This window comes from Paenibacillus sp. FSL H7-0331 (assembly GCF_001956045.1).
The window spans coordinates 230,444-251,222 of record NZ_MRTH01000005.1; the positions used below are offsets into that span (position 1 = coordinate 230,444).

16 protein-coding genes are annotated in these 20,779 nt (G+C 46.2%); 11 read left to right on the forward strand and 5 right to left on the reverse strand.

All coding sequences use genetic code 11. The features are described 5' to 3' along the window. Positions 1 to 9: 9 nt before the first annotated feature. The 5 genes from BK127_RS09650 to BK127_RS09670 all read left to right on the forward strand — a co-directional run bounded on the left by BK127_RS09650 (position 10) and on the right by BK127_RS09670 (position 6,697). A complete protein-coding gene (locus tag BK127_RS09650; RefSeq protein ID WP_076229822.1) occupies positions 10 to 1,287 on the forward strand; it encodes a vWA domain-containing protein in 1,278 nt (425 codons plus the stop codon). Between the two features lie 103 nt (positions 1,288 to 1,390). Further along, the gene (locus tag BK127_RS09655) at positions 1,391 to 2,005 is read left to right on the forward strand and encodes a hypothetical protein (RefSeq protein WP_256711242.1); all 615 of its coding nucleotides are present in this window, start codon (positions 1,391 to 1,393) and stop codon (positions 2,003 to 2,005) included. Positions 2,006 to 2,167: 162 nt separating this feature from the next. After that, positions 2,168 to 3,433, forward strand: coding sequence for a TRAFAC clade GTPase domain-containing protein (locus BK127_RS09660; RefSeq protein ID WP_076229824.1), 1,266 nt, complete (start codon positions 2,168 to 2,170; stop codon positions 3,431 to 3,433). Continuing rightward, the gene (locus tag BK127_RS09665) at positions 3,433 to 6,321 is read left to right on the forward strand and encodes a GAP1-N2 domain-containing protein (protein WP_076229825.1); all 2,889 of its coding nucleotides are present in this window, start codon (positions 3,433 to 3,435) and stop codon (positions 6,319 to 6,321) included. Before BK127_RS09660 ends, BK127_RS09665 begins: the two co-directional genes overlap by 1 nt. Before the next feature lie 88 nt (positions 6,322 to 6,409). Next, positions 6,410 to 6,697, forward strand: a complete 288-nt coding sequence (locus tag BK127_RS09670; protein WP_076229826.1) for a hypothetical protein — start codon at positions 6,410 to 6,412, stop codon at positions 6,695 to 6,697. Between the two features lie 143 nt (positions 6,698 to 6,840). Here the strand turns inward: BK127_RS09670 and BK127_RS09675 are convergent, their stop codons facing one another. Then, positions 6,841 to 7,614: a TSUP family transporter gene (locus BK127_RS09675; RefSeq protein WP_076229827.1), complete on the reverse strand. Its 774-nt coding sequence runs from the start codon at positions 7,612 to 7,614 to the stop codon at positions 6,841 to 6,843. A gap of 126 nt (positions 7,615 to 7,740) precedes the next feature. On the opposite strand from BK127_RS09675, the gene BK127_RS09680 reads away from it, so the two are divergent. The 5 genes from BK127_RS09680 to BK127_RS09700 all read left to right on the forward strand — a co-directional run bounded on the left by BK127_RS09680 (position 7,741) and on the right by BK127_RS09700 (position 14,403). Continuing rightward, positions 7,741 to 9,363 carry a sensor domain-containing diguanylate cyclase gene (locus tag BK127_RS09680; RefSeq protein WP_076229828.1) on the forward strand — a complete coding sequence of 541 codons (1,623 nt, stop codon included), beginning with the start codon at positions 7,741 to 7,743 and terminating at the stop codon, positions 9,361 to 9,363. Positions 9,364 to 9,479: 116 nt separating this feature from the next. Next, a complete protein-coding gene (locus tag BK127_RS09685) occupies positions 9,480 to 9,866 on the forward strand; it encodes a VOC family protein (protein WP_076229829.1) in 387 nt (128 codons plus the stop codon). Between the two features lie 228 nt (positions 9,867 to 10,094). Next, positions 10,095 to 12,728, forward strand: coding sequence for a PAS domain S-box protein (locus tag BK127_RS09690; RefSeq protein ID WP_076229830.1), 2,634 nt, complete (start codon positions 10,095 to 10,097; stop codon positions 12,726 to 12,728). A gap of 12 nt (positions 12,729 to 12,740) precedes the next feature. Further along, a complete protein-coding gene (locus tag BK127_RS09695; protein ID WP_076229831.1) occupies positions 12,741 to 13,427 on the forward strand; it encodes a Rossmann-fold NAD(P)-binding domain-containing protein in 687 nt (228 codons plus the stop codon). Between the two features lie 19 nt (positions 13,428 to 13,446). Next, positions 13,447 to 14,403, forward strand: a complete 957-nt coding sequence (locus tag BK127_RS09700; RefSeq protein ID WP_076229832.1) for a D-2-hydroxyacid dehydrogenase — start codon at positions 13,447 to 13,449, stop codon at positions 14,401 to 14,403. Positions 14,404 to 14,472: 69 nt separating this feature from the next. Here the strand turns inward: BK127_RS09700 and aroC are convergent, their stop codons facing one another. Further along, positions 14,473 to 15,528, reverse strand: coding sequence for a chorismate synthase (gene aroC, locus BK127_RS09705; protein ID WP_076229833.1), 1,056 nt, complete (start codon positions 15,526 to 15,528; stop codon positions 14,473 to 14,475). 242 nt (positions 15,529 to 15,770) lie between these two features. Here aroC and BK127_RS09710 point away from each other — a divergent pair, with 242 nt between their 5' ends. After that, positions 15,771 to 16,940, forward strand: coding sequence for an MFS transporter (locus BK127_RS09710; RefSeq protein WP_076229834.1), 1,170 nt, complete (start codon positions 15,771 to 15,773; stop codon positions 16,938 to 16,940). Between the two features lie 58 nt (positions 16,941 to 16,998). Here the strand turns inward: BK127_RS09710 and BK127_RS09715 are convergent, their stop codons facing one another. Genes BK127_RS09715 through BK127_RS09725 form a run of 3 tightly spaced genes read right to left on the reverse strand, consistent with a single transcriptional unit; the run spans position 16,999 to position 20,752 of the window. Then, a complete protein-coding gene (locus tag BK127_RS09715) occupies positions 16,999 to 18,111 on the reverse strand; it encodes a Ger(x)C family spore germination protein (protein WP_076229835.1) in 1,113 nt (370 codons plus the stop codon). Beyond that, complete coding sequence (locus BK127_RS09720) at positions 18,111 to 19,208, reverse strand: GerAB/ArcD/ProY family transporter (protein WP_076229836.1); 1,098 nt, start codon at positions 19,206 to 19,208, stop codon at positions 18,111 to 18,113. The genes BK127_RS09715 and BK127_RS09720 overlap by 1 nt, the downstream gene beginning before the upstream one ends. Beyond that, complete coding sequence (locus BK127_RS09725; RefSeq protein ID WP_076229837.1) at positions 19,205 to 20,752, reverse strand: spore germination protein; 1,548 nt, start codon at positions 20,750 to 20,752, stop codon at positions 19,205 to 19,207. The genes BK127_RS09720 and BK127_RS09725 overlap by 4 nt, the downstream gene beginning before the upstream one ends. Positions 20,753 to 20,779 lie beyond the last annotated feature (27 nt).

The window sequence follows — 20,779 nt, forward strand, 5'->3', positions numbered from 1 at the left end:
TTATTTTTTATGCGTAAATGGAACGGACTATTAACTTTATTCAGCTTAATCAGCGGGATTATCGGATTTGTAATCGGAGAATACATCCTTGACCGCTGGGATGGAACGATTCACGAAACGTTACTGATGGGCCTGTACTTCGGCCAATTTGCATTGGTGGTAGGTTTGGGCTGCCTGCTGGCCGAGATCATTTCGCCACAGCTGAACGGGAAAAACTGGAGGCTGCGTTATGCCAATGAGGGCTGGAAATTTCTCGTTCCGGCGACACTAGTACTGTTGTTTGCTGCGGGAGCCCTGTTCCAATGGGGTTATGGTTTACAATTAGGTAACAACGACAAACCGCAGGATTATGTCCTGCTTATTGATATGTCGGAAAGTATGAAGACCAGTGATCCTCAGAAGCAAAGTATTCAAGCTGCGCAAGCCTTGATCAATAAGATGGACGATGGGAAGCAGGTCGCGGTGTTCACATTTAATGAACAAACCCAATTGATTGCGCCGTTGACCAAGCTTAAGGATCCGGCAGCGAGAGCACAGCTTACAGCGAAGCTGAGCGCGATCGGAGCGCCTATAGGCCAAACGGATATCGGCAGAGCGCTGGATACAGCGATGGAGCATCTGACCAAGGAACGAATAGCCAACCGTAAGGCGGCCGTAATCCTGATCTCCGACGGATACAGCGATATGAATGAGGTCAAGGTTCTTACTCCCTATCAGCAGCAGCGAACCCAGATCCATACCGTGGGGATTGATTCCACACAGGTAGAGGGTAATCAACTGCTGCAGCGTATTGCAGCGCAAACAAACGGCACCTTTCATGATGTGAAGCGGGTGGAAGGCGTCGCCAACGCATTCGATCAAATATACCAAAATGGGCAACGTTGGCATTTGGCGAACGAGCGTGCAGGTACAGCGGCAGATGGGTATCACGGCTGGCTGCGGATCCTATTGATTCTCCTGATAGGCGCACTTCTCGGCCTGGCACTCGGTATCGTATTTGACAATCGTTTCCTGGCGAAATGTTTTGCCATTGGAGGGGCTTTGGGAGGCCTGATCGCAGGCGTTATACTGGAAACCGGATTACAGGGATCCGTTGAACCTTTTATCGTCCGTGCTTTCGCTGATGTGGCACTTGCTTTGGTGCTCTCATTATCTACGGTACTGATAGCGGTAGGTGGCCCAGGTGGCTCTGGAACGGGAAGAAATGGATTTCGCAAAACAGCTTTGGAGCAGCCGATTCGTGGCGAACGCCAAGGCGGTGAGACGATACGCAAGCAATTCCGTTAAGCAGCTCTTGCGGCGAATTCGGGTCTTATGCTTGGGGATTCATGGTTTTAATGAAGTTATTAAAATGGGGGGCTGATTTCTTTTGCAGTGGGAAGAGCCTGAAATGCAATACCGAATTGTAAAGGCAGCCAGTCAGGCTCTGGACGGGGAAAGTGTTGTCACCTGGCAGTGGCCGAAGCATGTGGAGGCCGTATATGTATACAGCTTCCCGGATGGTACAGAGCAGGAGCCAGAGGGACTGGAATCGAAGCGACTGAAGCTGTTCACCCGGGAGGAATATAAAACAAGGTCCGGCTATCGGGAGCGCATCGAGCATATCGGTGTGCAGGGTTATCGGATATTTCCTTGCCTGATTCGAGGCGGTCAGCCAGTACCATTAAAGCAGATCGATCGTGAAAATTATACACGTGTCAGTGGGGGAAAGGCCAAGCTGAGTTACTCTATTAAATATGGAAATAAATGGTTTAGTAAATATAAATCGGTGCAGATTCAGCTATTTTGTGAAATGGCGGTTCCGCAGAACGCGCTGTGTTATGTGAAGAAGGAAGGGGCGTCCCCTGTGAACAAGGAGGATGGGATTGCTTACCCGTTCCTTAATGATTTTGCCGCAGGCAATCATCGGCTTCCCGAGATTGAGATTGGGAAAAATGAGTTTATCCGACTATTTTTTACCGATGGTAAAGCTTTTGGGGAGCTTTATGAGTTGATTGCCGAGTAGCGATGGCTTATGATGGCTTGCGAAGTCAAGTTCTGATAATTTTGCAGTCAGGTGAAAAATGAGCGGAGCGGCAAAGTGTTCTGAGGAGTCCATTGGACGCGCAGCGGAACTTATTCACCGCAGTAGCATATTTTCCATAAAAGATTGAAGGAGGGAAGGTCCATGTTGGATTTTTTCAAAAAAATGTTTGATAAAAAGCCGCCTGTCAAGGAACGGCCTCCATATTACAGTATTGTGTGCCCGCATTGCTTCAGCAAGTTTGAGCCGGACGAAGTCGTATTCCGCGCAAGTCATGTCAAGGAGCATGATGATGATTTTATGCTGCAGGAGGATCGCAAGCTTGCTGATTGGCGGCGCAAATTCAATCTATCGCAGGTGGATATGGAAGCGATCATTGATCCTCTCACGATACCCGACGAGAATAAAACCTACATCCAGAACGTGCTGGTAGCCGTGACCGACCGTTACGGTGAAGAAACCAGAAGACGTCTGTGCCCGGACTGCCATAACGAGCTGCCGATTTCGGCTGGCAAGGTTCCGAGTAATATCATCTCAATCGTTGGTGCCTCACAGGTGGGCAAGTCGGTCTATATGACGTCTTTGATCCATACGCTGCAAAATACGACAGCTTCCAACTTCAACGCAGCCTGCATGCCGCTGAGCGCAGAAATCAGCCGCAAGTTCAGGCAAAATTACCACGAGCCGATATTCGAGCGCGGCAGCATGCTGCAATCGACGAATCCCAATGAGCAGCAGGAGCCGTTCATTTTTCAATTTGTATTCAAGGATGAGCGGGAAGCGCCGCTGACGCTTGTGTTTTTCGATGTGGCTGGAGAGGGCATGGTGGAGCGTGACTACCTGGACATCTACGCGGCGCATGTCAAGAATTCCTCGGGAATTTTGTTTCTGGTCGATCCGCTGCAGATCCGGAGTATTCGCGATAAAGCGCGTATCCATATCGGGGAAGAGGAAGGCGAGTTTGCCAACCGCTATGACGAGCCGCGCGAGGTCGTGATCAGCCTGTTTGAAAATTTTATCGCTCACCAGCATAATAGCAAAACCGATATTCCGACGGCGATTGTCCTGACCAAAAGCGATATGCTGACCCATTTGATGGAAGAGGACAGTGAATACATCAGGCCGAACAGCAATGTCTTCCGTAATGTAGTGCACAAGGGATTTTTGAACAAGACAGAATTTGAAAATATTAACGGGGAAATCAGTCGTTTTATCGAAAAGGTAGATAGGCCGTTTAAGGATGCGATTGATGTGTACTTCAAAAACACGGCTTTTTTCGCGGTGTCGGCATTGGGCGCAAATCCGGTTAAAAGCCAAATCACCGGGGTGATTAATCCGATTCGGGTTGATGAGCCTTTTATATGGCTTTTGTACCAGCTTGATTATGTGGCTAGGAGAGATGCAACGTGATGGATTCGCGTAAACCGATACAGCAGCAATATTTTACACGGGATCGCGAAGGGGTTTTCCGAACGAATGAGGGCTTCGATACGGTAGCCAAATCGGATGGACTGGATTCAGCATTTATCAAAACCACCTTGAACCCCTTCTGCGTCTATAAAGCACCCAAGGAGCTGATGGGAAGGAACGAGGAGAACGTTGCTCTGTATCCGGTATCTCTTGTCGTCTTTCACGCCGATAATGGGGATATGGTTTTAAGCCGCAGCTGTTATGTAGGGGCTGATTTTACAGGGCAGCGCAGCGCGTCGTTCACGCATCAGTTCGTGGTGCCGAAGGAACGGAAGGAAGCTTTCCTACGCGAGCCGGAGCGAATTTTGCAAATTGACAGCTTTCAGAGCGCTTATGATATCCGAGAGGGCAAGGTGCTTCCGGAGCTTGATGATATCGGGTACAACAAAGCTGTCCGCAGCCGCAGCATTGATCGAACGGAGTTGCTGCTGTCCCGGCTCGGCATTGATCAAATTCGTTACCAGCAGCTCGTTTACGCTGTAATGGCATCTGTAGCCAACAAGAAAAAGAACTATATCGTGCTGGATACGGATGTTACCGATAGCGCCGAGCTCGCCAAAGATTTGCTGGATTTGATCTACCGAAGCATTCCTTATTCAACACGCCGTCATCTGGGCTTTATGACCTTCAGCAGCGAGCCAGAGGGCAAGCAGGGCTTACATATAGTTTTTGTGGAAAAGGGCGGTATTCGCCAGCCGGACCGAAATGTAGAGCGAGAGCACTTATTTGATTTTTCCAATCAGCGATTCATTAACACTGAGCTTCCGGCGCAGGAGCATTTCCTTCTGGATACGATCTGGAAGCAGCGGCATACATTAGATCAGCTTGATCCTTTATTTGAATTCATTGAAGAAGCGTTGCAGGGAACACATAATCAAGCGGCAGTAAAGGTGCAGACATATTATGACCTCCACACCTTGTATGAAATCGAACAGGGCAATGAAGCGCTGTATGAGGCTAATCGTGATACTGCGCTGCAAGGAATTATTTCCTATGTGAACGCAGAGACCGTGGGCAGCAAGGTAAGGCTGAACCAGTTATTCGTCTCGCTGCTGCGCAGAGACCTGATGAACGGCGATTTTTTGCCATCATCGGATTATGTTAAATATCTGCTGCAATATTTCGCATTCGCCGATGAGGGCGTCAAATCCCTGCTGAATTCCTGCTTTATCATCTTGATCAGCCGGGCTGCCAATCGTTCTGAAGAAGGCATGAGCGAAGCCGCGCAAATCTTTGATCAACTGCTTGGACGGGATTCATTGTTTGATTCGGTGATGAGTGGATTGTACACCCAGCAGGCCGGAACGGCGGAGCGTTATGTTGCTTACCGTATGGCGAAGGCAGTAACGGTCAATGCACTTATGGAGGAGATCCGATCCTGGATACAGCATGGTGAAAGCATCGTGCAGCAGCGTTTTTTTGCCAATGAGGTACTGAAAAAGGTGAAAAAGCTGCTGCAAACGGACTCCGTTCATAAGCGGCTGGAAGCAGCCAATGTCTTGTATCGGTATTTTGACGAACTGCCTGAGCGATCGGGCAAGCAGCAGTATGAGGATTTTTGCGGCCAGCTGAAGCTTGAGATTCGCCTCGATCTGCTGGATACTCTACAGCCGGGCAATCTGGAGTTCGAGGATATCGTACAGCTGGGCTTTATGCTGGAAAAGGTCGACCAGGAGCTGAACAGTCATCTGGACAAACGTCAGAAGCAGACGGTCCACCTGCTCAGTACGATTTACAAGGTGCTGTTGATGTCCAAAAGAGAGGACTCCGAGCTTGTGAAAGCTATCGACAGGCTGGATACGCTGGATCTCGAAAGAATACAGGAATATTTGAAAAAGCTGCTGTTTACACGTGTCGGTCCTGAGCATTTTAGTAAAATCGCCTATGCCTTCTATCGCCCCAGTCTGGGACATGCCTCAGGCTATGAAGCAGAATTTGATTATTATGGGTTGCTGGAATATATCTCCTCGACGACCCACGGCTCTCATACGATCTATGATTTCCTGGTTTGGTCTGCGGAAGACACACGATTTTTAAATATGAGACAAGTGATGGATGCGAATTACAAGGCTGCGGTCAGCAAATATTTTGATAATCATGATCCCCGGGCGTTCAGGGATAAAGAAGTTAAACAAAAGCTGCTGGCGACTCCGAATGAAAGCTTTGTCACTTTTTTCAAAGCAGTCAAGCTTCGGCAGTCAGGCAAGCTGGTTCGTTTTGCTGTCAAAAATAGACGTAAGCTTGTCAGGAGCGGGCTTGTTATCGCCGCACTTGTCATCCTGCTGGTCGTGTTCCGTAACCCCATTTCGATGATGATCGCTTATTTGGGACCAGCGCCTGTGATTGTGGTGGAGGCACTACCTGCGGAAGCCACTGCCTCTACAGTGACCTTGCAAGCGAGTGCGAATAACGCCGATCCGGAGATCAAGCTGTATGTCAATGAGCAGTTGATCGGAAGCGGTAAAATCAGTACAACCGTTGATCTGCAGGATGGTGTCAATGTATTTGAATTCAAGGCAGTGAACCGCGGCGGCAAGTCCTCCGAGGTTATCAAGAAGCAGGTTTCGTATGCGATGCCAGCGCCTATCGTAACCATTGAAGCTACGCCTGACACTACACGCAACAGCTCCATCCAGCTTAAGGTAGGTGCCGCGGATATACATGATCCGAGTCCAACCATCTTTATAAACGGACAGGCTGTCGGGCAAACCAGCGTGAGTAAATCTGTTGAGCTGAAGACCGGAGAGAATATAATTGAAATTAAAGCAGCGAACAAGCAGGGCAAAATGAGTGAACCGATTCTGAAAAAAATTAAATATGAGAAATAAATTAATTTAACAAAAAAGATTCATACATTTAACATTTGGTTTATATACTAATAGAATGTTGGATACCTTACTTGAAAGGATGAATCTTATGGAAATTATTAATCATATTAATTATACGGACCAGAATGATCACATATACTGCTGTTTACGCAATCGGGTTGTGAAGCTAAATCAAGAGCAGCAGGAGCAATTTTGCCAGAGCTGCAAAATGTTCGCTGGTACCGCAGGCGGACGTGGAGTTGAGTGCGCTTGGGAGGATGTTCGCAATGTCAGCAACCCTCATGTGGTTATCGATCCGGCGAAAGAGTTTATTTCAAACCAGAGACGTGTTGTGTTTCAGGACAATTGGACTCAACGTGCTTCCTATTGCGGATGATATCGATAAGGAACCTCCATATAAAACTATAAAAGCGATGTCGGCCCTCTTCTGATGAAGGGTGTTGGACATCGCTTTTTTATGTACTTACTGGAATACACAACACAAGGGAGGATTTTGACATATATTGTCGAAATACGTAATTACAATATCGAAGAGATCAGATCATAGAGCTGTTTGCCAATCAGAAGGGTCGTAACTGCGATAAAGAGCGGTTTAACATAACTGGCACCATGACGGATCGCTAGACGAGAGCCGACAAGCGCACCCGCAATCATGGCAACGCCCATGGGAAGACCATAACCAATATGAACCGAACCGAGCAGCCAGAAGGCTAACAGGCTCGCTACATTGCTGGCCAGATTCAATACCTTGGCATTGCCCGAGGCACCAACAAAATCAAAGCCGAGCAGCAGGAACAGGAACAGCAGGAAGGAGCCGGTTCCGGGGCCAAAGAAGCCATCATAGAAGCCAAGAGCGAATGCGCATAAAGCCGTTGCCAGCTTGATCGTCGGTGTCATCGGACGCGGTGACATGAGTGCTCCCCAGTTTTTGCGCATTAAGGTGTAGATGAGCAGCAGCACCAGCATGCAAACTACGAGCGGTCTTAAGAATGCGGATGGAACCAGATGCACCGTATAAGTTCCAAGCATGGCGCCAATGAACGATAGAGGAAATAAAGCAAGCGTCAGCTTTCCATTAATTTTTCCGGAAAATAAGAAGGACAGTGTGCTGGTGATCGAAGCCAAGGTGCCTCCCAGCTTGTTCGTTCCAAGTACCATACTTGGAGGTAGACCCGTGAGCAGAAGTGCGGGCACGGCAATGAGTCCGCCACCGCCAACCACGGAATCAATGAATGCTGCGATAAAGCCCGCGGCGAGTAAAAACAATAACATATCGGTCGAAGGAAATTCCATGGTCGTACTCCTCTGTCAGTTGTTAATTCTTGAGATTGATAAATCCGTGTTGAACAACCTTTATAACCAAGTATAGGTAAAGTTCTATAGCTGCACAATACCCATTCCAAAGCAGGTGAACAGAAGATGTTATCCAAATTCCGATCACGCACAATTAAGCAGCATTTTCTGATTTGGTCGGTAACGATAATTGTTATATTTGGTTTATTTATTAATGCGGCATTTTATTGGATCTATACGAACAATATTCATGAGGAGGTCAACGAACAGCTAGCCGAAAAGCTGACATTGCAATCCCTCTACATCAACCGTTGGCTGGATGAGAGATCAGCCGATATTTATCAGATGTCTCAAAAACAAGACGTAAAAGAAGTGAATATTGACCATATGCAAAATGACTTTGTGACCTTTATTAACAATCAGTCCGAGTTCGGGAATCTTGGTTTTGTGAATAAGGACGGTGATATCCTCGTCAGTGCAATGCGCCAGCAAACGAGAATGAATGTCAAGAACCAGGTTTTTTTTGAGCAGGCGATCCAGGGGAAAATGTATATTTCCAAAGTTGTATTCCCGAGAATAACAGGTGATCCGATCATCGTCTTCTCCTCACCTGTCTATAATGTCGACAATGAGCTGCAGGGGCTGATTTATGGATCGGTCAAGCTGGGAACGATTTCAAGGACGGTACAATCGGTGCATTTTGGACGAGCGGGTGAGCAATATTTGATTGACGACTCAGGTATGCTCATAACGGAAGCACGCTTGGATATGCAGAAAGTATACGGAAGGGATAAGATTGATACGGAAATTTTGCAAAGAGCGTTGGCGGATTCCAAAGAGGACTCGATCTATACCAATTATCGAGGGGAAGAGGTAATCGGTTCCTATCAATGGACGAAGGATCGGCGCTGGATTATTGTAGCGGAGCTGAAGACCAGTGAAGTGTTTGCTGCACGCTCTGATATCATGTGGGTTTTTGTACTTATCACTTTGTGCATATTGATTGCCGGCTTGTATGGCATTGTCCTGGTAACACGGCGTGTGGAGAGACCTCTGGAATTTTTGCTGCAGGGTACCAAGGTACTGAAGGAAGGGCACTATGATTATCGGATTGACCCGAGTGTATTCAAACATGCGCCTGTCGAGCTGAAGGAATTGTGTGATACCTTCAATATGATGAGCCTTAAATTAAAAAGCACAGTAAGGCTTCTTGAGGATTACGCGTTGATTGATGCGCTGACTGAGCTGCATAATCGTCGATATCTGGCACAGGAGGGCAGTAAAATCATTGAGAAATGTATCGAAACGCAGCAGCCCTGTGCGATCATGATGATTGATGTCGATTATTTCAAAAAAGTGAATGATACCTACGGCCATCAGGTTGGAGATCGCGTTCTGCTCCATATAGCCAAAATTCTAAAGCTGCAAACCCGACAGACCGATTTGGTAGCGCGGTACGGAGGCGAAGAGTTTACGGTGCTGGCACAGCAAACCGATTTGGAACAGGCGATCCTTATAGGTGATGCAATCCGTAAGGAAATTGAAAATAAGCCCTACATTGAAGATGAGCTGCATATTCCTCTCACGGCCAGTGTAGGTATCGCCCTGCTGCCGTTTGTTGCGGAAGCGGATTTGACGGTGGATACCCGATTGAGCAGTCTCGCAGAAGCTGCTGACCGTGCACTATATAGAGCGAAGCAGAGTGGGCGCAATCGTATAGAGACTAACACAGATTGGATACCCGCCTAGAGCAGCTAGCTTTTTTCGATTGCACAATCCCTTCGGACATGGTATTCTTCATGCGTAACCTGCACAAGCGGGTGCGCCGCAGGCGAATTATATAACTTGGAAAGGTGTTGTTCACGTTGATTCACAAGCTGGAGCATATTGGCGTTATGGTAAAGGATATGGATGCCTCGATCCGTTTTTATACCGAGGTATTGGGATTGAAGCTGGTCAAGCGTAAGGCGCTGGCTGATGGAGTGGAGCTGGGTTTCTTATCTTTTCCTGACTCGGACCAAGTGGAGATCGAATTAATCGGACGCGGTCATGACGGCCTTCCGGACAATGGCATTGTTCATCATATTGCATTTACTGTGAGTGATATTCAAGTGGAGATCGACCGTCTGAAAAGCCACGGAGTCCGATTAATGGACGAAACTCCTCGAACGATCCTGGATGGCGATCTTATCGCTTTTTTCTTTGGTCCTGATGGCGAACGACTGGAATTCTTTCAGCCTGCTGCCAAATAATTATTTTTTTAACTATTTATTTATACCAAACCGTCCGGAGTTCAGTATTCATGGGCGGTTTTTTTATATTCCATTTTTTGTTGATTTTTTTCGCTGTTTCAGAAAGCACACAAGGTGTAAATAAAAAGGAAGGTCTGATTACTTAGACACGTAACTGCATATTTTGTCGCAATTCATCTTCGGATCAGTTTATAATAGAAGTATATTTTTTGGAATGGAGGGTTTCGTGTGGCGAAGGCACAAGTGGATGATCATTCGTTTTTTGAACATGCATATACATCTGCACCTGTGGGAATTGCAATCGTGTCCATTCAAGGCGAATGGTTAAAAGTGAATCCTGCCCTGTGCAGCATCCTTGGATATCATGAGCAAGAATTAATGAATCGACCCTCTAACGAAGTAGGGTATAACGACCATACATTCTTAGACGATCACCAGGTTCAACCATTATTATCTGGAGCCGCGGCATCTTTTGAAAGTGAGAAACAGTTGGTCCGCAAGGATGGCAGCATCGTTTGGGCATCGCTGCACGTTTCCCTCGTACGAGATGAGCAAGAAGGCACACCGCTTTATTTCATTACGCATCTGAGTGATGTGACCGACAAAAAAGTGAAAGAGCAAAGTTTGCTGAAAATCGAGCAGCTGTATACGATGATCTCCGAAAATGCCCAGGATTTGATTTCTTATGCAACCCCTGACGGGATTATACGCTACTGCTCGCCTTCTATTACTGATTTGCTGGGCTACAGGGCGGATGAGATTGAAGGCAGTGCCAATTTGGAATTGTACCATCCTGACGATGTGTTGATGTTGCAGGAGAGTACCTTTTCTGACGAGGATACCTTAACTTACCGAATTCTGCACAAAAACGGCAAGTATTTGTGGTTCGAAACTTCATATAAAAAAGTTCGGGATGAACAAGGCGAAATCAAGTGGGTTCTCGGTATTGGTCGTGATATTACGGAGCGCAAGAAGCATGAGGATAATCTGGCGGAGGCGCACCGTATAGCATTATTGGGCAGCTGGGAGCTGGATATAGTCAACGAAGAATTGATGTTATCCGATGAAATCTACAACATGTACAATTTGACCCGCGATCCGCGGCCAAACCGCCTATCCCAGTTTATTAATCTGATTCACCCTCTGGATCAACAGCAGTTTATAGAACAACTGGAGTATACGAAGAAAGGGCATGAATTAGATAAAGAATTCCGGCATTTGCATTTGGATGGAACGGTCAAATATTTGCATGTGCGTGGTTTTCCAACGATGGACAGCAACGGCTCACCGGTGAAATTAAACGGTACTGTTCAGGATATTACCGAGCATAAGCTTGTTGAGCTCAAGCTGCAGGAAAGTATAGAACGTTACACGTCACTGAAGAAGTATAACCATGATGCGGTATTTTCGCTCGATTTGGAAGGTAATATTATTAATACGAATCAAAAGGCGGAGCAAATTACCGGTTTTGTTGTATCAGAGATGGCAGGACGGAACTTTTCCAGATTTATTGGCAGCGTTAATCTCAAGAGGAAGCTTTCCGCTTTAGTGGAAAATGGCAACTCTGAGAAGGTTATCGATAAGATTACCCATAAAACTGGACTAATTATAGAAGTGTTAACAACCGTTGCACCTATCATCGTGAATGAGGCGACTGTCGGTTACTATATTATTGCCAAAGATATTACGGAACAGAAGAAACTGTTGGTCGCCAAGGAAGCCGCAGAAAAAACAAACAAGGCTAAAAGTGAGTTTTTAGCCATGATGAGCCATGAAATACGTACGCCCATGAACGGAGTTATCGGGATGACGCATCTACTGCAGGACACGACAGAGCTGGATGCCCAGCAAGAAGTGTATGTCGATATTATCCGAAAAAGCGGTAACTCCCTGCTGGCGATCATCAATGATATTTTGGATTTTTCCAAAATCGAATCGGGTAAGACAGATCTGGTAGAAGCTCCACTGGATATACGTGAATGCATCGCTGAAACACTTGACGTTCTCTCCTCCAAAGCGGCTGAGAAGCGTCTGGAAATGACCTATTCGGTTCATTCTCATGTGCCGAGCGTGCTTGTTGGTGATGCTGACCGCCTTAAGCAGGTGCTGATGAATCTCATTGGGAATGGGGTTAAATTCACATACTCGGGAGGTGTCTCCGTAACTGTTGAGAAATGGCTGCACACTTCGAATTCCTTGCATCTTCGCTTTACGATCCGAGATAGTGGTATAGGGATTCCTGAAGACAAAGTGAGTCAGCTGTTCCAGCCCTTTTATCAATTAGATCATTATATGACGCGTAAATCGGAAGGTACGGGGCTAGGGCTTGCGATCAGCAAGAAGCTGATTGAAAAAATGGGTGGAGATATCTGGATAGAACCAACGCCTGGCCCGGGTGCGACCTTTGTATTTACGGTTGCGCTTAAAGAAGAGAAGCCGAATGCAGATGTTGGTCCCTGTGAGTTGGTAAAGGAAGAGAAGGCTGTACAAAGATCCTTAAAAATTCTAGTGGCTGAAGATCACGAAATTAATCAACTGGTATTAAGAAAAATGCTGGAGAAGATGGGCCATACCGTAACGGTAGTGGAAAATGGCAAAGAGGTTATTGAAGCCGTGACCTTTGAAGAGTTTGACCTGATTTTTATGGATGTGCAAATGCCTCATATGAACGGCTTGGATGCTACCAAAGCATTAAAAAGCATTCCGATGCGGGGAACCTTACCTGTTATTATTGCGGTTACGGCGAACGCCCTCACGGGGGATCGGGAGAAATGTATGGAAGCCGGCATGGACGATTACATTAGCAAGCCCTTCAAGCGCGAGATGATTTCAGACAAGATAAGTAAGTATTTTCCGAATTAGGAGGCTTGGCTGGTGGGGAAAACAGCGATTGTCGCAGGAGCTACAGGGCTGATAGGGACTGAGCTTGTTGCATATCTCATGAAGGACCCCTCCTATGATCGGGTGGTGGTTGTGGTCAGGCGGAAGCTGCAGATCGTACATCCCAAATGCATACAGGTGATAACCGATTACGAGCAGCTTGAAGATGAGCTTAAAGCCTATGTGGCTGATTCCGACGTTTTTTGCTGTTTGGGCACTACGATTAAGAAGGCCAGAACCAAGGAGCAATTCCGCAAGGTCGATCTTGAATATCCAATGAGGCTGGGTCAGCTGGCCCAGACGTATCATGCAGCCTATTTTGGAATCGTTACAGCTATGGGGGCGAATGCCGATTCTTCTATTTTCTACAATCAGGTAAAAGGGCAGGTGGAGGATGGACTTGATCGGCTGCAGTTGGCTTCTTTACATATATTTCGGCCTTCCTTGCTGCTTGGACATCGGGCCGATGCCCGCACTGGTGAAAGGATTGGAGCTGTCTTATTCGCAGCCGCGGCGCCCTTGCTCATAGGTGGCTTACAAAAGTATAAAGCAATTCATGTAAAAACTGTCGCCAAAGCGATGCTTCAATCTGCTATATTGGGTAATAAAGGCTTACATAGGTATTCATACAAGCAGATCGAAGAGCTAGCCGCTACATACACATGCGAAGCACTTTGTTAAATGCTAAGGAGGAATCAGGATGGCACGCAAGATTGTCTTTGTTCAGGAAATCAACGAAACCCATGAAAAGCAGATCCGCAGTATTGCTCGCGATTGGGAGTTAATCAGTGGTAAGGATCGTGAGCTGTGGCTTCCTCATCTGGCAGATGCAGAGATTGTGGCCGGTTGGAATTCGACCGCAACAAAGGAGTGTCTGCAACAGGACACCATGCTGCGTTGGGTGCAAAGCTGGGGAGCTGGCGTAGATAGAATGCCGTTAACTGCACTAAGCGAATATGGGGTATTGCTAACCAATTCCAGTGGTGTACACCCGAACCCGATTTCGGAATCGATCTTTGCTATGATGCTCGGACTAACACGTCAGCTGCAGCGGTCGATCCGCAATCAGCTTCAACACAAGTGGGAGCAGTTGAATGGCTTGGGCGAAATTCATGGAAAAACAATCGGCATTCTTGGCGTCGGATCGATAGGCTTGGAAGTAGCCAAGATATCCAAAGTATTCGGGATGACGGTACTAGGTGTTAAACGAACCTTGTCGGAATCGGTATACGTGGATCGAATGGTTAAGATGGATAGCTTGGATGAGGTGCTGCGAGAGAGTGATTACATCGTGAATACACTGCCGCACACCTCCGAAACCAACCATGTGATGGGACGCGCCCAGTTTGCAGCTATGAAGGCATCGGCATTTTATATCAATATCGGCCGAGGCGGAACGACAGACACGGAAGCATTAATCGAAGCGCTGCAGCAGGGTACCATTGCGGGAGCAGGTCTTGATGTATTCGAAGTAGAACCGCTGCCAGCAGACAATGTGCTGTGGGATATGGATAATGTTATCATCTCCGCTCATAATACAGGGATTACGGAATATTACCAGGAGCGGGCCATGCACATTTTTCTGCGTAATTTGAAAGATTATGTGGAAGGCAGAGAGCCACAGCTCAATCGGGTTAATCTGGAGCAGCAATACTAGAAGCTTATACGGCATGAAAGCATCCCAAGCTGTCACTATTAGCAGCTTGGGATATTGGTGTGTCTCCGATTAGTGTTGCATGGCTGCTTGTCTTTTGAAGTGATCCTCCAGTACGAGACAAGCCATGGCTTCGATAACAGGAACAATCCTGGGACAGATGCAGGGGTCATGCCTGCCTTCGGTAACAATGGATTGCTCTTCACCGCTGACGTTTATCGTCTGCTGCGGGACTGATATCGAGGACGTAGGCTTTACCGCAACCCGGAATATGATGTCCTCTCCGGTGCTGATTCCTCCAATAATCCCGCCTGCGTGATTACTTATAAACCCTGCTGCCTGCATCTGATCATTATGCTCGCTGCCAAGCATTTCCGCGGCTGCGAAGCCAGCACCGAATTCAATGCCTTTGACCGCCCCAATCGACAGCATCGCGCGTGCCAGCTCAGCGTCCAGCTTATCAAACACGGGCTCCCCTATGCCAGGCAGCACCCCGCGGATTCGGCACTCCACGATGCCCCCACAGCTATTTCCGACAGCAGCCAACGCTTCAATCTTCGCAACCATAGCTGCCGCGGCATTGGGATCGCAGGCCCGTACGGCATTACGCTCAATCTCTTGCTCATCAAACGTCTCACAGTGGATGCCGCCGATGGCTTTCGTATAGGCTACGAGACTGACTCCTCTATGTTCAAGCAGCTTGCGAGCTACAGCTCCTGCTGCAACCCTGCCCGCTGTTTCCCGTCCCGAAGCTCTCCCGCTTCCCCGATGATCCCGAATTCCGTATTTTTGCAAATAGGTGAAGTCAGCGTGCCCCGGACGAAAAGCATGCTGGATATCGTTATAGGCTGAAGACTGCATATCGTGATTATGCATCATCATGCAGAGGGGCGTTCCTGTAGTTTTCCCTTCATATATGCCTGAGAGAATATGCACAATGTCCGATTCCTTGCGGGGTGAAGTGACAGTAGATTGTCCGGGCTTCCTGCGATCCAATTGAATTTGGATATAGGCTTCATCGATTTCAAAGCCTGGTGTGACGCCATCTACAATAACGCCAACCGCGGGTCCGTGGGATTCCCCGAAAGTTGTTATTTTGAAAACCTGACCAAATGAATTTCCTGCCATGATTAAAACCTCCTGATATACTAGCTGCTGCTCGATAATGTGATAGCCTTTATTATAATTTCGCTTAAGGAATAAATATAATTGAAATTTTAACGACTAGACATAGATAAATTCTATGCCGTTAACAGAGGTAGAAGCTGTAAAGTGGATAGCTCAATAGTTGTTAGTCACAGACTGGGCATGACGCTGCAAGCCAATCTATGTTAACATGGAAGAAAATCAGAATAGGGAGGATACTCGGCATGCCCAGCAAAAATGTTACAATCCTGGCGATATTTTATGCCTTTGTTTATATGAGTATCGGGACTTTCTCATCGTATATCGGCATTTATATGACAGAAGCGGGGATTGGACACTCGGAAATCGGGATTCTTACCTCAATAGGAGCTGTTATCGGGTTAGTTGCACAGCCGATATGGGGAGTACTAAGCGACAGGGCCAAGACCAAAAATCAAATCTTGATGATCTGTACGTTGTGTGCCAGCTTGGCCGTATGGCTCATCCCGTGGGCAGGCAATATGTTTGTGCCACTGCTGATTGCAATGGCCTTATTCAGTCTGTTCCAGATTGCGATTAATCCGCTTAGCGACGCGATTACACTTGAGCTTTCCTCCAAAGGCGTCGTGCGTTTCTCCAGCATTCGAACCTTCGGCTCAGTTGGCTATGCGATTGTTTCAGTGGCGGCGGGCTGGTTGTTCGCAGAGCATCTGAACACGATATTTTTGATTACCTCGCTCATAATGTTTGGCTGCTTTTTGCTATCGCTCGGTATTCCGAAGGTGGCTGGTCACCAAAGCGGCGGCAAGAAAGTAAATCTGGTCAGTATTTTCAAAAACAGACAATTGGTTATTTTGTATGCGTACACGCTATCCTTGTCCATCGCGATGGGCTTTTTATTTTCATTCCAGGCCATTTATAGTAAAGAACAGGGTATCAGTATGGAGGTTATCGGGATTGGGCTTGCGATTGGCTCGTTCAGTCAATTTCCGTTTATGATCTTTTTTCAACGGTTCTATGATCGGTTTGGTATTCGCAATATTTTGCTGTTCTCGGGACTTATTCATACATTAAGATGGTGTTTGTATGCGTTCGCATTAACACCGTTTACCTACATATTAAGCTGGGTGCTTCATGGCGGGACGTATATTTTGTTTTACATGTGTTTGGCCGAGTATGTGAATACTTACGTAGTTAAGGAATTAAAAGCATCCGGACAAATGCTGAATTCTCTCATTCAGTTAAGTGTCGGCAAAATTATTGGCGGTATGCTTGGCGGTGTCTATGCAGCCCACTTCGGGTTTCAAAGCGCTTTTCTGGTGCTGGCGGTAATGGGCGGACTCTCAACGGTGGCCTTTTATATGGTGGATCGGCGTTACGGCGTATTTGCGAAGCTGGATAGTAGTCAACTGTAAGGTGAGGGGGATTATGACTTGGGCATAGTCCCTTTTCTCATGGAGAAGGCAAATACCATTACTTCATCGCACCCATTGCCTGAATTTTCGCCAGTACGTTCACTCGCACTTCTGCTTTCGACAAGGCTTCGCCCCACTTATCCTGAACTTCTTTCCATTCGGAATACTCATAGGCCCTCGCATACAGGCCGAGTCCAATCGGATCGATATTAGCGTTTTGGATTTTCTTGAGCAATTGTGAAAATTGCTTTTGAAGCTCTTCCTGAATTTGTTTTTCCAATTCAGGCGCTTTCCGTTTGACGTCAAAGGGAAAAAGTCGCTCTTTCATGGCAATTCGCATCTTAACCCCGATATCGAATATAAACTTGTTATCTTTGTAATTCGTTTTTGTTTTGACAGAAATGGCCTCAGGCACAAAACTCATCATATTTTCATGGAAAATACCATCATCCGACTGCTGCGGAAGATGAATCGTAAAGGTAAACTGCCCATCCGTTTGATTCTGCATAATTCTCAACAGTTGGGTTTCATCAGCATTAAGGGACAATTTGTATTTTCCAGACCGATCCAAAAGAGCCGTACCGGTCACTTTAATTTCACCATCCTTTTTAAGCTCCGTAATGCTGGGAGACAATCCTCTATCCGAAAATTGACGATGAAGCTCTTGAAGCGACGTAATAACTGTAATATTTCGTTGATGAGCGGTATCAAGCAGCTTCGTCAAATATAAAGGTAGACGCGGTTTGTCTTTATGTTTAAACAGGAGGATGTCTGAAACCGGACCGTCTACAAGAACGACACGGGTCATAACTGTATCTTTGCTATCTCTATAGAAGGAATCAAGTATTGGGAACCAATCTTTGTGTTGAAGAACACGTTTGCCAATGAGCAGCACTTGGAGCTTCCCCCTGCTTGTTAAGGCATTGATCGTGGCGTCAAATTGTTGTCTTGAATGGCGAAGTGTAGTGGTTTTGACAACCGTGTTCTCCTCCTTCTCTTTCGCTTCTGTATTAAAAACCGGACTGGAAGAGGAAATAAGAAGTTGGTTCTCTTTATCAAGATCAATTCCTACTAACAAGGATAGCGAGATGTCCTCGATATTGATTCGATCTCTGCAACCTGAAAGGAGTGAAATCGACAGCAGCAGGCTCAATAGACAAACGTGTTTGATCAGGATTCACTCCTACGAAATCGACTATATACTTGAATGTATAGGTAAAGAAATAATGGAAATACATACGCGTACCCTATTCCTATTTTACTGCCGAATTGCTGCCATTGTTGGACCAGATTCCACGAAGGGTGTACAACGATAACGATTGTAATGACCACTAGGAACAATATAGCGGCATAGGGTGGGGGAGCTTCTTTTCCTAACAAGTGGCCTGTACTAAAGATAGCTACAAACGAATAAGGCAGCCAAGCTGTTGAAATGACAAACAGGTAAAGAACCAAAAAGATCATATCAAATCGTTCGAGAAAACGAAATTCGATTGTTTTCAACAAGTTTAGTAGAGGTTGATTGTAGCTCGTGATATCGTCAGGGCTAAAATAAGCGAAGCAAATCAAGGTGACTCCCAGGTAAACGATCAACGTCAGCGTGTTGGCAATAACGACTCCACGAATAGCCAACTGCTTTTTCTGTAAAAACGGATATAAAAAAAATACGATTTCAAAACCAAGATAAGAATATATAGTCGTTTGTAATCCATTAAAGACCGGCATCCATCCTTCTTTCAAAAGCGGAAGAAAATGAATCCAATGACTGTCTTTTAGAGGGATCAACAGGATAAAAGGCATCCATAGCATCATATAAAAAACGAGTTCACAGTATCGACCCAATACGCGCAAGCCGTTGCGAGCAACAAAGTACCCAGGAATGATGAGTAATATCATGACCAAATAGTCCTGAGTCAGTGGCAAAAACCAGTGCTTGACGAAGAGCATCGTGGAGGAAAGTAGGATACAGACAAAAAATGCATGATAAGCTGTGATTGGGATGATAAGAAGCTTCCCTATTAGCTTGCCACACAGACGGATCAACAGATCCGGTAATGTATCGTTGGGGTACTTCTTGAAAGTTAGCACAATCAGAATACTTGCGATGATGTTACAGCACCAGGCGAGGATAACGGATATCCAACCGTCTGATCCTGCTTTTTCAGCTACGTCCATGGGGAGAGAGAATATCCCTGCTCCTACTTGAGCACCGTGAATGATAAAAATAAACTGCATCAGAGTAATTTCGTTAGACGCGTACTTTTTCATGGGTCCTCCCTTTCACGAGAATGGCCTTGTTTGTCTGATTGCGCTGATTTTGTACCTTTGGGTCGATTGCCCATTGTCCATAGTGGCATACGGATGAATACATCTTTCATATCGGCAAATCTCCATGGCGCCAGTGGGCTGCTATATGGAGTGCCTAACGATTCAAGCGAAACGAAATGTCCAACCAAGGCTATCGCTCCACAAACTATGCCCACAATTCCAAACATTGAAGCCAGCAGCATCATTGGAAACCGAAGAAGCCGAATGGATGCGCCCATGTCGTAATTAGGAATAATAAAAGAAGCGATAGCGGTAGAGGCAACGACAATCACCATAATATTGCTGACGACGCCTGCTTGAACAGCTGCTTGGCCGATGACGATGCCCCCTACAATCCCAATGCTTTGACCGATCGGCGCTGGCAGCCGAATTCCTGCTTCTCTCATCATTTCGAGCGTTAGCTCCATCAGAATGGCTTCCATGATGGGATGGAATGGAACGCGCGTTCTAGTTTCGGCAATCGATAAAATGAGCTGCAGGGGGATAACTTCATAATTAAAGGATATGAGCGCAATGTAGGTAGCAGGTAGAAACAAAGCAATAAATAATGCGAAAAACCGGAGTAGTCGAATAAAAGACGCAATCTGCCAACGGCTGCTGTAATCATCAACACTTTGAAAAAAAGCCACAAAGATGGCTGGAGCAATTAATACTGAAGGGGACTTGTCTACAACCACAGCGAATCTTCCTTGAAGGATATGCGAGGCTGCGGTATCAGGTCTTTCAGTCAAAATAAACTGAGGGAAAGGTGTGTATGGATTATCCTCAATGTATTCAGCCAACTCACCTGTATTCAGGATGGCATCTACATCAACCCGCGTAATTCTCGATTCAAGTTCCTTGAGCACTTCTGGATTGACGATGTCAGCTAAATATAAGATGGAAACCTTTGTTTTTCCGCGTTCACCTACGATTTGCTCCTTGATTTTCAATTCCCGGTTAGGAATATACCTGCGAATTAATGCAATATTTTGACTTGCTGTTTCTGCGAAGCCTTGATGCGCCCCTCGAAGAGATGATTCAACATGAGAGTCTTCAATTGCTCTTTGGGGCCAACCTTTCGTATCGAAGATGTAGACCTGGGGCTGTCCATCGATAAATAGTACACTGTCCCCTTGAAGAATTGCTTGTTCCACCTGATTCCAATCCGTTTCAATACGAAAGTCACCTACACTTACCGTACCAATTATTCCAGATTGCTTGTCGGTTGCTTTATGGATCAACTCGCTCAGAATATTATTGTTAATAGATTTCTTATCCACCATACCGTTTAAATATGCAAGTGCTGCAGTGACTCCTGCCTGATCCATTGGAATCTGCCGAATGATCAAATCGGGTGTCAGATTGAACAATTGGTTAAGGTGTTGGATATTAACAGATAATTTGTTGTTAATGAGAACAGTATCTGGGGGGCTTGTTAGGTCGCTTGACGATCGATACTTGAAATTGCGATTTCTCTTCAACAACTTTAAAATCGAGAACATCGAGCATCATCCTATCCTGACAGTTAG